The organism is Halorarum salinum (assembly GCF_013402875.1).
Taxonomy (GTDB): domain Archaea; phylum Halobacteriota; class Halobacteria; order Halobacteriales; family Haloferacaceae; genus Halorarum; species Halorarum salinum.
In genome coordinates, this window is sequence record NZ_CP058579.1 from 3,832,824 (window position 1) to 3,846,745 (window position 13,922).

Annotated in this window: 14 protein-coding genes; 6 read left to right on the top strand and 8 right to left on the bottom strand. The window is 69.4% G+C overall.

Annotated elements, in window-relative coordinates; genetic code table 11:
* Nucleotides 1-199 precede the first annotated feature (199 nt).
* Nucleotides 200-2,053 carry a metallophosphoesterase family protein gene (locus HUG12_RS19400; protein WP_179270354.1) on the top strand — a complete coding sequence of 618 codons (1,854 nt, stop codon included), beginning with the start codon at nt 200-202 and terminating at the stop codon, nt 2,051-2,053.
* Nucleotides 2,054-2,100: 47 nt separating this feature from the next.
* Here the strand turns inward: HUG12_RS19400 and HUG12_RS19405 are convergent, their stop codons facing one another.
* A complete protein-coding gene (locus HUG12_RS19405; protein ID WP_179270355.1) occupies nt 2,101-2,730 on the bottom strand; it encodes a riboflavin synthase in 630 nt (209 codons plus the stop codon).
* A 106-nt stretch (nt 2,731-2,836) separates the two neighbouring features.
* Here HUG12_RS19405 and HUG12_RS19410 point away from each other — a divergent pair, with 106 nt between their 5' ends.
* Nucleotides 2,837-3,148, top strand: a complete 312-nt coding sequence (locus tag HUG12_RS19410) for a DUF7533 family protein (protein WP_321169617.1) — start codon at nt 2,837-2,839, stop codon at nt 3,146-3,148.
* Here the strand turns inward: HUG12_RS19410 and HUG12_RS19415 are convergent.
* The 6 genes from HUG12_RS19415 to HUG12_RS19440 form a co-directional block, all read right to left on the bottom strand.
* Nucleotides 3,145-4,365: a M24 family metallopeptidase gene (locus HUG12_RS19415; RefSeq protein ID WP_179270356.1), complete on the bottom strand. Its 1,221-nt coding sequence runs from the start codon at nt 4,363-4,365 to the stop codon at nt 3,145-3,147. The genes HUG12_RS19410 and HUG12_RS19415 overlap by 4 nt on opposite strands.
* A gap of 3 nt (nt 4,366-4,368) precedes the next feature.
* Entirely contained in the window at nt 4,369-6,225 is a 1,857-nt protein-coding gene (locus tag HUG12_RS19420; RefSeq protein WP_179270357.1) for a UvrD-helicase domain-containing protein, read from the bottom strand.
* 94 nt (nt 6,226-6,319) lie between these two features.
* Nucleotides 6,320-6,502: an HVO_0416 family zinc finger protein gene (locus tag HUG12_RS19425; RefSeq protein WP_179270358.1), complete on the bottom strand. Its 183-nt coding sequence runs from the start codon at nt 6,500-6,502 to the stop codon at nt 6,320-6,322.
* 167 nt (nt 6,503-6,669) lie between these two features.
* Nucleotides 6,670-8,199 carry a carboxypeptidase M32 gene (locus HUG12_RS19430; protein WP_179270359.1) on the bottom strand — a complete coding sequence of 510 codons (1,530 nt, stop codon included), beginning with the start codon at nt 8,197-8,199 and terminating at the stop codon, nt 6,670-6,672.
* A 731-nt stretch (nt 8,200-8,930) separates the two neighbouring features.
* A complete protein-coding gene (locus HUG12_RS19435; protein ID WP_179270360.1) occupies nt 8,931-9,767 on the bottom strand; it encodes a deoxyribonuclease IV in 837 nt (278 codons plus the stop codon).
* An 88-nt stretch (nt 9,768-9,855) separates the two neighbouring features.
* Nucleotides 9,856-10,698, bottom strand: coding sequence for a lipoate--protein ligase family protein (locus HUG12_RS19440; protein ID WP_179270361.1), 843 nt, complete (start codon nt 10,696-10,698; stop codon nt 9,856-9,858).
* A gap of 623 nt (nt 10,699-11,321) precedes the next feature.
* Here HUG12_RS19440 and HUG12_RS21930 point away from each other — a divergent pair.
* Entirely contained in the window at nt 11,322-11,456 is a 135-nt protein-coding gene (locus HUG12_RS21930) for a hypothetical protein (RefSeq protein ID WP_281362318.1), read from the top strand.
* A 33-nt stretch (nt 11,457-11,489) separates the two neighbouring features.
* Here the strand turns inward: HUG12_RS21930 and HUG12_RS19445 are convergent, their stop codons facing one another.
* Nucleotides 11,490-11,681 (bottom strand): hypothetical protein, encoded by a 192-nt coding sequence (locus HUG12_RS19445; RefSeq protein ID WP_179270362.1) that lies wholly within the window; start codon nt 11,679-11,681, stop codon nt 11,490-11,492.
* A gap of 158 nt (nt 11,682-11,839) precedes the next feature.
* On the opposite strand from HUG12_RS19445, the gene HUG12_RS19450 reads away from it, so the two are divergent.
* The 3 genes from HUG12_RS19450 (at nt 11,840) to HUG12_RS19460 (ending at nt 13,873) form a co-directional block, all read left to right on the top strand.
* Nucleotides 11,840-12,757 (top strand): serine/threonine-protein kinase RIO2, encoded by a 918-nt coding sequence (locus tag HUG12_RS19450; protein WP_179270363.1) that lies wholly within the window; start codon nt 11,840-11,842, stop codon nt 12,755-12,757.
* Between the two features lie 45 nt (nt 12,758-12,802).
* Nucleotides 12,803-13,123 carry a hypothetical protein gene (locus HUG12_RS19455; protein ID WP_179270364.1) on the top strand — a complete coding sequence of 107 codons (321 nt, stop codon included), beginning with the start codon at nt 12,803-12,805 and terminating at the stop codon, nt 13,121-13,123.
* Nucleotides 13,124-13,282: 159 nt separating this feature from the next.
* Nucleotides 13,283-13,873 carry a 50S ribosomal protein L15e gene (locus HUG12_RS19460; RefSeq protein ID WP_179270365.1) on the top strand — a complete coding sequence of 197 codons (591 nt, stop codon included), beginning with the start codon at nt 13,283-13,285 and terminating at the stop codon, nt 13,871-13,873.
* Nucleotides 13,874-13,922: the final 49 nt, after the last annotated feature.

A 13,922-nucleotide genomic window follows, 5' to 3' on the forward strand; every position in this document is an offset into this window, starting at 1 on the left:
CATCTGCCACGTCGGGCGACCGATCGGTCCCGCTGGGCGGTCGACCGACCCCGCTGGGCGGCGTTCCGCCCGTCCGGCACCGCCCGTCGGTTTCCGGTAGGCACCTGGTACGTATCGGCGACGTATGGCGGTCGATACCTGTTCCAACCGTCTGAAACCGTGGAAAACCGTTGAAGGGATCGATGCCGGTGGTGTCGGTATGGGACCCCGACCCGGGGCGGAGCGTGGCGACAAGTGGCCGGTATCGCGTCGCGAGTACCTCCAGTTGACCGGCGCGGTCGCAGGATCGCTGTCGGCCGCCGGCGGCGACGGCGCCGACGATGCCACCGTCGAACGGACGCCACCCGGGCCTTCCCGGGCCGCGACCGCCGTCGACACCGAGTGGTACGGGCCGGAGCCGGCCAAGGCCGACGTCGAACCGGCGATCGGTCACACGTACACGGCGACGGGCAGCGGCGACCGGTACGTCGGGACCGGGACGGGGTGGGAGCGGGTCGCCGCTCCGGTCCGGATCGGCCTCCTCGGCGACGTCCACTACCCCGGCGGCATCCCCGGCCTCGGGTCGGTGAGCCGCGACCGGACGGGGCGGAAACTCGAGGCGTTCGTCGAGGGGATGAACGAGTGGGGCCCGGACCACGTCTTCTTCATGGGGGACATGACGCACGAACACGGGACGAGAGCGGGGTCCCGGCGGCTGATCCGGGAGTTCCGGGCGCTCGTCGAGGACGGGATCGACGCGCCGACCCACCCCGTGTGGGGGAACCACGAGTACCACGACGCGAAGCGCTGGGGGGCGACGTGGTCCTACGAGCCATGGGGGATCACCGACCACGAGGAGACGTGGTACAGGGTAGAGACGCGGACCGCCGACGTCGTCGTGTTGAACAACGGGTACTCGGAGACCGGAAGCCTCGACCCGCGGTTCCACCCCCAGGAGCTCCCGTGGCTGAAGCGGCTGCTCCGGACCACCCGGAAACCGGTCGTCGTCCTCACCCACGTCCCGTTGTCGGTCGGAAACGGGGAAGCGTACGACCACGCGGTCGGTGAGGAGCCCGTCGGGCGGCTGCTCGGTCGGTACGACAACGTGGTCTGCTCCCTGTTCGGTCACTGCCACCACGACAGCAACACGGCCAACAACCACGGCAGCCATCCGAACCCCTTCTTCGATCGGATGCGCGAACAGCGCGCCTACGGGATGTGCCACGTCTACGTCCCGTGGATCCACCGGCTCCGGTGGGACGGCTCGTACACGCCGTACGGCCGGCTCTACCTGTACCCCGGCGGCGAGGCGCGACTGGAGGCCCCGTACGCCGGTTCGGGCACCCGGGAGGCGTTCGTGATCGGTCCCCGCGGGCGGACCGCCCAGTCGCCCGACGACACGTCCCTCCGAACGCCGCGGCGGCGGCTCCGGTGGCAGACCCACTTCGATTCGCTCGACGGGCTACGGACGCGGGCGACGGACGGTGCGTCCGTCGACCTCCACGAGCGCGGCGTCCGCCTGTCGACTGCCCCGAGCTCGGCCACCGCGGCGACGGTGGCGGGCACGGGCGTCGGGGAGTCGACGGCGAGAGAGCAGGAGGCGAGCGTCGCGAAGGTCCGGGGGTTCCCGGGCGCGCCCAACCCCGTGCTCGGCGGGTGGACGAACTGCGTGTGGCGGTGCTACGCGAACGTCCGGGCCGTCCAGCAGGCGACCGTCGAGTTGCTCTGGGGCCGCCCCGACGTCGCGTACGTCGGCTACCGGATCGAGTCGGGCGAGGTGTACGGCGTCCGTGAGGACGGGCGGGGCGAGGAACGCGTTCGCGTGGGTTCGGTCGGGGACGGCGACGCCGAACTGTTCCAGCTCTTCTACTCGGTCGACCTGGACCGGGTCGACTTCATCGTCGGCGAGCACGGGACCCGTCCCAAGCGGGGACTCACGCCAGGGTCGCCGGACGAAGCCTGTGCCGACCACGTCTTCGTCGCTCGGATCGCGAGCGCCGAGGCGAGCGAGCAGGCGATCGACGTCGGGTGGGTCGAGGTCGACAAGCGCCCGGACCTGCCGATCCGGCAGTGAGTCGCCCCAGCCGGCACGCGCCACCGCACCCCCGGGGGCTCCGGCGGCTACTCCGCGGTCAGATCGTCCAGCCCCGGCGAAACCGACTCCGCGTACCCCTCCAGCATGTTCTCGACGTACTTCGCGACCACGTCCACCTCGAGGTGGACCGGGTCGCCCGGTTCCTTCTCCGAGAGGTTCGTCAGGTCGTACGTCGCCGGGATGACCGCGACGTCGAACTCGTCGGGACGGCGCTCGGCGACGGTGAGCGAGACGCCGTCGAGCGTCACCGACCCCTTGTCGACGACGTACTTCGCGTACGCGGGCGGCAGCGCGAACGAGAACCGCCAGTCCTCGCCGACCTCCTCGATCCCGGTCACCCGGGTCGTCGTGTCGACGTGGCCCTGCACGACGTGGCCGTCGAAGCGCCCGTCCGCGGCGAGCGCGCGCTCGAGGTTCACCGCGTCGCCCGCCCGGAGCTCCCCGAGATACGTCCTCCCGACCGTCTCGGCCGCGAGGAACGTCTCGAACCACCCGTCGTCGAACGCCTCGACCGTGAGACAGACGCCGCTCACGCTGATCGACTGGCCGTGGTGGAGGTCGTCGAACCCCTCGACGCCGACGCGGAGGCGCACCCCGTCGTCGGTCGCCTCGCGGCCGAGGACCTCCCCCGTCGTCTCGACGATGCCGGTGAACATGCTCCCGTCTTCCGCCCCGGAAGTGGAAAGCGTTCCGACCCCGTGACGGCGGCGGCCGGCGCCGGAAGGCGCGGAAGTTTTCTCCCCCCGCTCCGTACCGCCCGGCGTGGCACTCGGCATCCTCGACCAACTGGGGCTCGCCGCGAGCCTCGTGTTCGCGCTCCCGGTCGCGCTCTACGGCCTCCAGCGGGCGGCGGGCGGCGAGGCGCTCGTCGGCGCGGCGTTCCTCGTCGTCGCCGCGCTGATGGTGTATCTCCCGCAGCGGCTGACGACGCCGAGCGACATCCCCGGCAAGGCCGCCGAGAAGGCCGTCGGCGCCGCGGTCAGGACGGAGGCCGAGGCGGGAACTGACGTCGAGCGAGCGGGCGACGCCGACGACGAACTCGACGACGACGCGGTCGCCGAACCCGAGCCCTAGCGTTCCCGCGGCACCAGCCCGAACGGGTACTCGCCGAGCAGTTCGTACCCGTCGTCGGTGACCAGCGCGAGGTCCTCGAGCCTGACGCCCCCCCGCTCGGGATCGTAGACGCCCGGTTCGATCGTGACGACGTTCCCCGCCTCGAGTTCCGCGTCCGCCGGGAGCGACGGCCCCTCGTGCAGCGAGAGGCCGACGCCGTGGCCCGTCGAGTGGACGAACCCGACCTCGTCCGAGTCGACCCTGAAGCCGTACGCCGCCAGCTCCGCGGCGGTCTCCTCGTGGACGGTCGAGGCGGGGACGCCCGCCGCCAGTTCCCCGAGCGCGGCCTCCCGGGCGGCCTCGACGGCGACGTACGCGCGTCGCTCCCAGCCGCCCTCCGGATCGACCGCGAAGGTCCTGGTGAGATCGCCGTAGTAGCCGTCCGGCCCGCGCGGCGAGACGTCGAGCAGGACCGTCTCTCCGGGTCGGATCGCGTCCAGCCCGGTGAAGTGGAGGTCCGCGGCCGTCGGCCCGCAGCCGACGACGGTGTTGCCCGCGTCCCGCACGCCGTGGGCCGCGAGGACCCCGTTCACCTGTCGGCGCAGCCGCTCGGTGGAGAGGGGCCCGCCGTTCCAGACCACCTCGTCCCCCTCGGCGTGCGCCTCGTACAGCACCTCCTCCGCCCTCTCCATTCCGCGGACGGCGGCGCGCTGGACCCGGCGCAGCCGGTCGACCTCCGCGTCGGCCTTGACCCGCCGGGCCGTCGTCACCGCGTCGGTCGATTCCAGGTCGTATCCCGCCTGCTGGAGGTAGACCGCGGCGTCGTGTGGGACGTGTTGCGGGACGAGCACGGTCCCGCCGTCCGCCGCGTCCGCCGCCTCGAGGACCGCGGCCGCCCTGCGTCCGGCGGGGTCTCCCTGCGTCGCAGTTTCGACGGCGTCGCCGGGGAACTCCCGCTCCGCCTGCCCGTCGAACGGCGCGGGCGCACAGAGCGTCGCGGTCCCCCGCCGAAGGACGAACGCGTAGCCGCGGTCGGGACCCGAGAAGCGCGTCAGGTACCGGAGGTCGTCGTCGAAGCGGTCGCCGACGTGGACGAACGCCTCGGCGTTGCGGCGGCGGAGTTCCGCTTCGAGGAACCCGTAGTCGGTGGAGAGCGGGGAGTCGCGGCCGGTCGGACCGGTCGCGTCCGCGTCGTCGGCCGCATCCGCCGACCCGGTCGGATCGTCCGCGTCGCGCACGGCTCAGGCTTCCGGCTCGGGGGCGTCCAGCTCCGCGATGACGTCCTCGACGAGTTCGTCGGCGGGCTGCTCGTGGAGTTCGTTGTACAGCACGACGCTGATGGGGAGCGTCGGGGCGCCCTTGACGAGGTTCTCCATCAGGACGAGCCGCTCGCGGGCGCGCGACATCCCGACGTAGAAGACGCGTCGCTCGTTGTCCGTGAGGATGGGCACCGGGTTCGTCGTCTTCGTGAACTCCTCGTCGGGCGCCAGTCCGGGGACCTCGATTCCCTCCTGGCGGACCTGGGCGGCCATCTGCTCGACCACCTTCTCGGTCAGGTCGGTGTTGACGAACACGTGGTCGGCCTCGCGACCCTTCGCGGAGTGGATGGTGCCGAGCCGGACCCGGCTGGGGTCCATCCCCTCGTAGTCGCCCGCGAAGTACGCCTTCACGGACTTCCGCTGGAAGGAGGTAATCTTCCGGGCCATGTCGGCCGCGCTCACGCCGTCGGGCATGAACGGGACGAAGTCGGTCACGTCCTTCGGCGAGAGCGGGATCTCCGCGAGGTCGTCCTCGTCGGCGGTCTCCTCGGCGTCGTCGAGGAAGTCGTAGAGGTCGTCGCGCTCGTTCGAGCCGAACGCCGAGTCCTGGAGGATGTCGGCGAGCCGGCGGGCCTCCAGCACCGAGAGCGGCTCGTCCGCCTCGATCGCCTCGATCGCGCGGACGTAGTCGGTGAGTCGGTCGGTCCACATCCGCTGGTCGGTGAGACACGAGAAGGGGATGCCCTCGGTGATGAACTCGTCGATGAACTGGAACATCTGGTAGCGCGCCCGGAACAGCACCATGATCGTCTCGTCGGTACGCTGGACGGTGTGGCGGACGTTCCGCACCAGATCGAGCATCGACGGCGACTCGATGGCCTCCACCGAGCCGCCCTCCTTGCGGGGTTTCAGGTCCTTCTCCTGGCGCTTATCGATGTGTCGGATCTCGCGGTTGACGACGTTGAGGATCCGGGAGGGGAGCCGGTAGGAGTTGGGAAGCACCTGATCGTGGTCGACGTGGGTGTCGAGCAGCAGGTCGGGGTCCGCGCCCTGCCAGGCGTAGACGACCTGGTCGTCGTCGCCCGCGATGAGGACGGTCTCCATGTGCGGGCGCCACTCCTCGTACACCTCGTACTGGAGGGTGGTGATGTCCTGGAACTCGTCGATGACGAGGTAGTCGACGTTCGGCAGCAGCGAGCGCTGCTTCACGCGCTCGAGCATGTCGGCGAAGCCGGTGAGGTCGTGTTCGCCCTTGTACGTTCGCCAGGCGCGGATGGCGTTGGGCACGTCGAGTCGGTCGTCGTCGCCGGGCCAGGTCGGGGTGTACTTGTTCCCCTCCTGGGCGTTCGGGTCGATGTCCGGGGGGAGCCGCACCTCCTCGACGTCCCACTGGAACGGGACGTCGTACCAGTCGGCGACCTCGCGGTTCGTGCGCTGGAGCCACTGGGAGGTGGCGATCACCTTGTTCCCGAGCGTCGTCGAGCGGGCGGTCCGCCGTCCGGCGCCAGAGTACTCGTCCTCGAACTCGACGCCGTACTCCTCGCAGAACTCCTCCTTGTCGGAGTCCGAGACGACGTCGCCCCGCGAGAGGTTCAGCAGTTCGTACGCCTTCGCGTGCATGGTGCACACGTTGCCCTGGAGGTGCCGGGGCGTCGTGTCCAGTCGCTCGGCGAGTCGTTCGCGGATCTCCGCCGCGGCCGCCCGAGTGTACGAGACCACGAGGATGTCGCGGACCTCCGCGTCGTCCTCCTCGATGATGGTCTCGACGCGGTCGAGCAGCGCAGTCGTCTTCCCGCTGCCCGGACCGCCGAACAGTCGGGTCACCGTGGGGTCGCTCATCGTCCACGTACTGGCCCTGCCACCCCATAAGCGCCGTGGCTTCCGCTCGGCGGGGAAACGGCGGGCAGAACGGGTCGAGCGGGCGGTCGACCCCTCAGGGATCGGGTCGCCAGCCGCACACCGAACACGTTACCGCGTCCGCCCCGTGGAGGCCCCCACAGTCCGGACACTGCTTCTTGTTGTACGACTCCTCCCACTCGGCTCGCTCGGTGTCGTGGCCGCGGGCGGTCAGGAATCTGTCGAACAGGTCGTCGTCGGTGTTCGGGGCCGACGCCATACATGCTACGCTATGTCATACCAGTATTTAGCTATTGGGGCGCTATGCGACTCGAAAAACCGCTGCACGACGAGGGGTAATCGTTCCCTTCGTGCGGTTTCGGTGAGGTGGCGGTGCGGCCGACGCCGGTCGGGTCGGCCCGACCGGGGCACGGGTGGTCAACGGTGCTACAGCCCGTACAGGTCGCCGAACTTCGCCTCGACGTAGTCGACGAAGTACTCGGCGGTCAGCGGCTCGCCGGTGGCCTCCTCGACGAGTTCGTCGGTCGGGTAGCGCCGGCCGTGCGAGTGGACGTTCTCGGTCATCCAGTCCCACAGCGGCTCGAACTCGCCCGCGCGGATCTTCGCGTCCACGTCGTCGACGTCCCGCCGCATCGCGTGGTCGAGTTGGGCGGCCAGCACGGAGCCGATGGTGTACCCCTGGAACGCCGCGAACCGGCTCGACCAGTGGATGTCCTGGAGGACCCCCTCCGCGTCGGCGTCCGGGACCACGCCGAGGTACTCCTCCATCTTCCGGTTCCACGCCGCCGGCAGTTCGTCCACCGAGAGGTCGCCCTCGACGAACGCCCGGTCGAGTTCACAGCGGAGGACGATGTGGAGGTGGTAGGTGAGCTCGTCCGCCTCGACGCGGATCAGGTTGTCCGGGTAGATGCGGTTCACCGCGGCGTAGGCCTCCTCGGCGGTCACGTCGTCGATGCCGTCGAGGTGCCCTTTCGCCGTCGGGAGGAACCCCTCCCAGAACGGCTTCGTCCGCGCCACGTGGTTCTCCCAGAAGCGCGACTGGCTCTCGTGGACGCCGCTGGAGAGCGACGCGCCCAGCGGCTCGCCGAACCGATCCCTCGGCAACCCGAGTTCGTAGCTCGCGTGCCCGAACTCGTGGACGGTCGCCGTGAGCGCGTCCATCGGGTCCTCGGGCTTGAACCGGGTCGTGATGCGCGCGTCGTACTGGTTGCCGGAGGTGAACGGGTGCGCCGACTCGTCGAGGCGGCCGTGCTCCTCGGGGTAGCCGAGCAGGTCCAGCACGGCGTCCGAGAGCGCACGCTGGTCCCCGTCGGGATGCGGGCCGGCCGCCACGAACGGCGACGGGAGGTCCTCCCCCTCGGCCTCGATCCGCTCGATGAGCGGCACGAGCGCGTCCTTCAGCTCCTCGAAGATCGCGGCCATCCGGTCGAGCGGGAGGTACGGCTCGCCGTCCTCGTACATCACCTCGTAGGCGGGCCGGTCGGGGTCGATCGCCTCCGCGCGCCGGACCTGCAGGTCCCTGAGCGCCCCCAGCGCGGGCGCGAAGCGGTCGAAGTCGTCCTCGGCCTTCGCCTCCTGCCAGACCCGCTGGCTGCTGGAGATGTGCTCGGTCAGTTCCTCGACGAGCGACTCGGGGACGCTCCGGTTGCGGTCGTGCCGCCGGCGTATCTCGCGGACGTTCGCCGCCCGCTCGTCGGTGAGGTCGGCGTCCTCCGCGTCGGCGATGGCCTCGGCCATCGCGTCGTTCGTCAGCTTCTCGTGGGTGGTCGCCGAGAGCGCGGCGAGTTGCTTGCCGCGTGCCGGCGTGCCGCCCTCGGGCATGGTGACCTGCTGGTCCCAGTAGAGGACGCCGGCGCCGCTCTCGAGGCGTGCGATCCGCCCGTATCGGTCGAGGAGGGCTTCGTACGGTTCGGGCGTTTCTCGATCGGATTCGGCGTCGGAGGACTGGCTCGACATCTCGTGTTAGTGTGTTTGGTGGACGGTATCAAGTTCCGGGTGTACCGCGTTCGTGGCCGGTTTTCGTTCGATGTGTGGCCGTGCTTCGGAGGGACCAGGCAGGGGTTCTCGGTGGCTAATCGGACGACCTGGAAAGCGTCCGTAACCCTCGGTTCCCAAAATGTCGTCTCCGGTACCGTTTCGGATGTCGCGACGACCGCCTCGAAAGCCCCGGCCGACCCCTTTCAGTCCCACCCCGCACCGCAAACCGCAGCCACGCCCTCCCCAGCCGACTCGCTCGCTCCGCTCACTCGTCCCTCGCGCACGTCCCGGTCCAACCACGTGGCGCGCGGCGGCCAGGCGCAGCGCGGCCGCTCGTGCGAGGACGAGCACCGGAGCGTGCGCTCCCTCCGGTCGCGCACGCGAGGAGCACAGGAGGCTGGGGAGGGCGAGGCTGCGGTCCGGGCGGGACTGAAAGGGGCCGCAGGGCTCGACGACGTTCACGAGAGCTGCGCTCTCGTAAACGGCGCGGACCGACAAGCACCGCAGGAGGGAGGCCGCAGGCCGGCCGACGAGGAGCGCAGCGGCCGCACCGAGTCGAGCCCTGTGGGGGCTTTCGAGGCATTCCGAACCGTATGATCGAACGGTTTACCACCAACGGTACAGCCGGGGGCTTCCGCGGTCGTCACCACGGTAGTCGCGGTGCTGACCGAACCAACACCGACGACGAAACCCGACCCGAAGAAAACCGATCAGTCGCGCAGCTCCTTCACGCGCTGGATGTTCCACGCGAACGACTTCCCGTTCTCCGTCGGCGTCTCGAGGGCCAACGGAACGCAGCGCAGGTCCTCGTGGTTGAGGAACGCGCGCATTCCCTCCTCGCCGATGAGCCCCTCGCCGATGTGGGCGTGCTCGTCCTTGTGCGTCCCGCAGGCGTGCTTGGAGTCGTTCAGGTGGACGTACTTGAGGTGCTCCAGGCCGACGACGTCGTCCAGTTCCGCGACCGTCTCCTCGACGCCCTCCGCGGTCGAGAGGTCGTAGCCCGCCGCGAACGCGTGGGCCGTGTCGAGACAGACGTCGAGGTCCAGGTCACAGCGGTCGAGCACCCCCGCGAGGTGCTCGAACTCGCCGCCCAGTTTGGTGCCCGAACCGGCGTCGGACTCGACGAGCACCGTCACGCCGTTGGGGACGTCGAGTTCCTCCAGCGCCGAGGCGGCGTTGTCGAGGCCGCCCTCCACGCCCGCGCCGGTGTGGGCGCCGAGGTGGACGTTCACGTACGGGACGCCGAGCCGGTCGGCCGCGTCGACCTCCTTCTGCATGGACTCGATCGACTTCCGGCGGAGGTCGTCCTTCGGCGTACAGAGGTTCACGAGGTACGACGAGTGGATGACCCACGGGCCGACGTCGTTCTCGTCGGACGACTTCCGGAAGCGCTCGACCTCCTCGTCGTCGATCTCGCCGTGGTTCCAGACCTGCGGCGAGTGGGTGAAGATCTGTCCGCAGTTGCCCCCGTCCTCGAGGAGGTCGTCGACGGCGTTGGAGACCCCGCCCGCGATGGACTCGTGTGCGCCGACGCGAAGTTCCGTCATACCAGCGGGTGGTAGGCGGGTCCTAAAAGCCGCTTCGGAAGCGGAGGCGCGGACCGGTGGCCACGGGTTCACACGGGACCGCGCTCCCCTATCGCTCGCCCGGAACCCGCCGCACCCAGTCGTCGCTCCGGTACTTCCCCTCGGCGATCTCCTCGGCGCGGGCGAGTTCCGCGTCCGTCCACTCGCCCGCCGCCGCGTCGGCCCACTCCGCGAGCGCGTCCTCGAACGCCGCGACCGCGTCCGCGCGCGTCGCGTCCGTCAGTTCCGCGATGCCGACCACCCGCTCCGCGAAGCGCGAGTCGGTCACGCCCGGGTCCGCGAAGCAGGCCAGGTGCTCCCCCGCCTTCGCCTCGTAGGTCACGGAGCCGTGCTGGATGACCGCGTCCTCGCGGCGGTACTGGGCGTTCCCGGAGAGCTTCCGACCGCCGCCGCCCGCCGAGAGCACGTCGTGGGCCGGGTGGAGCCCCCGGAGGTAGCACGCGGGGTGGTGGATGGCCTCGCGCTCCTCGCTCACGTAGTCGGCGTCGACGCCGAGCCGGGCGAACGCGTCCAGCACCGGTTCGCAGAGGAGGTGGTACGCTTCCAGCAGCGACCCGGGGAGTTCGGCCGCCGGGGCGGTGATGGAGTACGAGACGTCGCCCGAGTAGTCGTGGTAGATGCCGCCCCCGCCGGTCTGACGGCGCGTCACGTCCACGCCCGCGTCGGCGCAGTGGCCCCAGTCGACCGTCTCGGGGTCCTGGTTGTAGCCGAGCGAGAGGCACGACGGCTCCCAGCGGTACACCCGGACGGTTCGCGGGCCGCCGTCGGCCGCAGTCTCGGCCGCGACCTCGTCGAGTGCCATGTTCAGCGGACCTGGCCGGGCCTCCTCGCGGATCAGCCGCCACTCGCGGTCCGCGAGGGGGCCGACTGAATCCGCGTCGCCGTCAGTCATGCCCGAGGATGGACCACGACGGGGCAAAGACCCCTCGGTGTCGCGGTGTGAACCGACCGGGTTGCGGTGGCGCGCGTGACGGCGAGCCCAAAGGGCGAGCGGACGCGCGCGAGGGATGAGAGAGGAGCGGAGCGACGAGCGAATCGGCTGGGGAGGACGTGGGCGGGGCGGGTGCGGTGGGTGGGACTGAAAGGGGCCGCGGCTATCGGCGACGGCGCGGACCGACAAGCACCGCAGCCGAACGAGCGAAGCGAGTGAGGCGAGGAGCGCAGCGGCCGCACCGAGCCGACAGCCGCGGGGGCTTTCGGGGGCTCTCGCTCAGGACGAGACGAAACCCTCGGTACGCCCGCTATGTTCTTCGTAGAGAGCGGTGGAGCTATCGTTCTTTGATCCACCATTCAATGACCCGCAGGCCAAGGTCGTAACCTCGGGGGTCCGGACGTGTGATTGCCCCATAGAGAATGACACCCATCATGGTTGCACTTGATTGAATCACTCCCTCGTTCCATCCGGCCCGGAACCGGAGTTCTGTTGGAGGTACCCGAGTGCGTATCCTCCAGAACGGATACGCACTCTCAGTTACAAGGGCTTTTGCGAATACCAGGCCAGTGTTTAACGAATAGATGAACAGAGTCACTCCAAACGAGAGGATAATTGATGGAATCGATGGAACTCCGAGAGTTCTGGCGACCCAATTAACGATCAGTCCGAGAGCAGCAGAAAGCGCAGCATCTGAGAGGTTTAGCAAGTCAAGGTGAGTGCCGAACGTTACATATTGACGTCGAGTTTCGTCAAGACCCTGTCTTCCCATTCTCATCCATGCTCGTTTCTCCCCACTCCGTCGCGTCACTCTCGTCTCGGTGATTAACATATATCTCGCACAAATCGTCCCTGAAGGACAATAACGTCTCATCGCCAAATATGGAATCGAGTTGTGCCTGGGCCTTCTCTATCTCGGATTTGAATAGGCCACTGACCGGCATTGAGGCACGATTGTATGTCCGTTGGTTTAAGTTTCGTCCAGTTACTCCCCAAACAGATACAATCTCGACATCCATCAGATGTCGACCAAGCACTAGATTCGATAACTGATGCTTTCGTGACCGACCGCTTTTACCGCGTCCCACGCCTCGTGTAACACATGGTCGAGAACGTCGCGGGGGTGATGGCCGAACTCGAACCCGAGGACTTCTACCTCCTCTCGGGCGTCGAGCAGGGGATGCGCTTCTCCGAGTGGGTGAACCGCGAGAAGCTCCCCGAGTACGCGAACCTCACCGACGAGGAGGTCGAGTACCGGGTCGACCGGTGTTCCGACCGCGGGCTGATCCGGCGCAAGACGATCCAGTACGAGGGGTACCAGCTCACCTTCCGGGGGTACGACGCGCTCGCGCTGCACACGTTCGCCGAGCGGGACACCGTCCTCGGCGTGGGCGCCCCCCTCGGCGTCGGCAAGGAGTCGGACGTGTACGAGGTGGAGTCGTACCGGCCGTTCGCGCTGAAGTTCCACCGCGAGGGGTACACCAACTTCCGCGAGGTGAGCAAGGGACGCGACTACACCGCAGACCGCCAGCACGTCTCCTGGCAGTACACCGCCCGGAAGGCCGCCGAGCGCGAGTACGGCGCGCTGGAGGACCTCTACCCCGACGTCTCGGTTCCCCGCCCCGTCGATCACAACCGCCACGCCATCGTGATGGAGAAGCTCCCGGGGCCGGAGCTCGCGGACGCGAAGCTCCGGTCGGAACAGGTGGTCGGCGTCCTCGATCTGGTCCTCCGCGAGGTCGCGGCCGCCCACCGGGTCGGCTACGTCCACGCCGACATGAGCGAGTACAACGTCGCCGTGAGCGAGGACGGCGTCGTCGTGTTCGACTGGCCCCAGTCGGTCGGGACCGACCACGAGAACGCCGACGAACTGCTCGCGCGCGACGTGGCGAACCTGATCGGCTACTTCCGCCGGAAGTACCCGCGGGAGACGCCCGAGGTCGACGCGGACGCCGTCGCCGACGCTATTGCCGGCGGCGAGTTCGAGTCCGTGCGGACGTTCGGCGAGGCGGAGCAGTAACGGGTTTCCTCAACAGTTTTCCCGCAGTCGGACGTGTCCGGACGCATGAACGAGTCCCTCGCGGCGCTGTTCCTCCTCGCCGCCCTCCTCTCGCCCGCGCTCGTGAGTCGTCGGCCCGGTGTGCTCGGCCGGGCCGGCGCGGCGACCGCCGGAACCCTCGCGCTCGCGTACGGCGGCCGGGAGGTGCTCCGCGCGCTCGGCGGCGGCCACTACTGCTGCTCGCACGGCTACTACGCGGCCGCCGGCGTCGTCCTCGCCTTCGCCGGGTGGATCGCCCTGCTGCCGGCCCTGGGGGTCGTCGAGCCGCCGCGTCCGCCCGGCGAGCGGGGCGCCCCGTCCGCCACGAACCGTCCGGACGAGCCCTGAGCCGACGGCGCTTCGAAGTCCTTAACAGCGACCCCGCGGTACTACCGCCAACTCGCTGGCAGGTGGGCCGCCAGCGGGCACCCGGTTCGCCGGGACGAAATGTGGGTTCCGCGGCCGTCGGCCGCGCACGCCTGAATCGCAAGCGCCCGCAGAACACCCATGGCACGAAGCTTCTACTCCCACATCAAGGAGGCCTGGAAGGACCAGGACGACGGAAAGCTGGCGGAACTGCAGTGGCAGCGGAAACAGGAGTGGCGGCGCGAACCCGCCATCGTCCGCGTCGACCGCCCGACGCGCCTGGACAAGGCGCGCGAACTCGGCTACAAGGCCAAGCAGGGCATCGTCGTGACCCGCGTCTCGGTCCGCAAGGGCGGGGCGCGCAAGCGCCGCCACAAGGCCGGCCGCCGCTCGAAGCGGCAGGGCGTCAACCGCATCGGCCGCCGGAAGTCCATCCAGCGCATCGGCGAGGAACGCGTCTCGCGGAAGTACCCGAACCTCCGCGTGCTCGCCTCCTACCCGGTGGGCCAGGACGGCTCCCGGAAGTGGTTCGAGGCGATCCTCGTCGACCCAGAGCACCCGGCCATCCAGTCGGACGACGACCTGAACTGGATCTGCGACGACTCCCAGAAGGGCCGCGCGTTCCGCGGGCTGACGAACGCCGGCACGAAGAACCGCGGCCTCAACAACCGCGGCAAGGGCGCCGAGAAGACCCGGCCGTCCGTCTCGCGCGGCGACCGCGGCGGGAAGTAGGCCGTCCGGCGTCCGCGGTTCCCGTTTCTCCGAGCGCAACATCCAGTAG

Bases quoted from the DNA above. Each gene is read 5' to 3' on its own strand.
- HUG12_RS19430 (WP_179270359.1), bottom strand. From the start codon at position 8,199: ATGTCGAGCCAGTCCTCCGACGCCGAATCCGATCGAGAAACGCCCGAA.
- HUG12_RS19420 (WP_179270357.1), bottom strand. From the start codon at position 6,225: ATGAGCGACCCCACGGTGACCCGACTGTTCGGCGGTCCGGGCAGCGGG.
- HUG12_RS19440 (WP_179270361.1), bottom strand. From the start codon at position 10,698: ATGACTGACGGCGACGCGGATTCAGTCGGCCCCCTCGCGGACCGCGAG.
- HUG12_RS21930 (WP_281362318.1), top strand. From the start codon at position 11,322: ATGAACAGAGTCACTCCAAACGAGAGGATAATTGATGGAATCGATGGA.
- HUG12_RS19435 (WP_179270360.1), bottom strand. From the start codon at position 9,767: ATGACGGAACTTCGCGTCGGCGCACACGAGTCCATCGCGGGCGGGGTC.
- HUG12_RS19460 (WP_179270365.1), top strand. From the start codon at position 13,283: ATGGCACGAAGCTTCTACTCCCACATCAAGGAGGCCTGGAAGGACCAG.
- HUG12_RS19445 (WP_179270362.1), bottom strand. From the start codon at position 11,681: ATGCCGGTCAGTGGCCTATTCAAATCCGAGATAGAGAAGGCCCAGGCA.
- HUG12_RS19400 (WP_179270354.1), top strand. From the start codon at position 200: ATGGGACCCCGACCCGGGGCGGAGCGTGGCGACAAGTGGCCGGTATCG.
- HUG12_RS19455 (WP_179270364.1), top strand. From the start codon at position 12,803: ATGAACGAGTCCCTCGCGGCGCTGTTCCTCCTCGCCGCCCTCCTCTCG.
- HUG12_RS19405 (WP_179270355.1), bottom strand. From the start codon at position 2,730: ATGTTCACCGGCATCGTCGAGACGACGGGGGAGGTCCTCGGCCGCGAG.
- HUG12_RS19450 (WP_179270363.1), top strand. From the start codon at position 11,840: ATGGTCGAGAACGTCGCGGGGGTGATGGCCGAACTCGAACCCGAGGAC.
- HUG12_RS19425 (WP_179270358.1), bottom strand. From the start codon at position 6,502: ATGGCGTCGGCCCCGAACACCGACGACGACCTGTTCGACAGATTCCTG.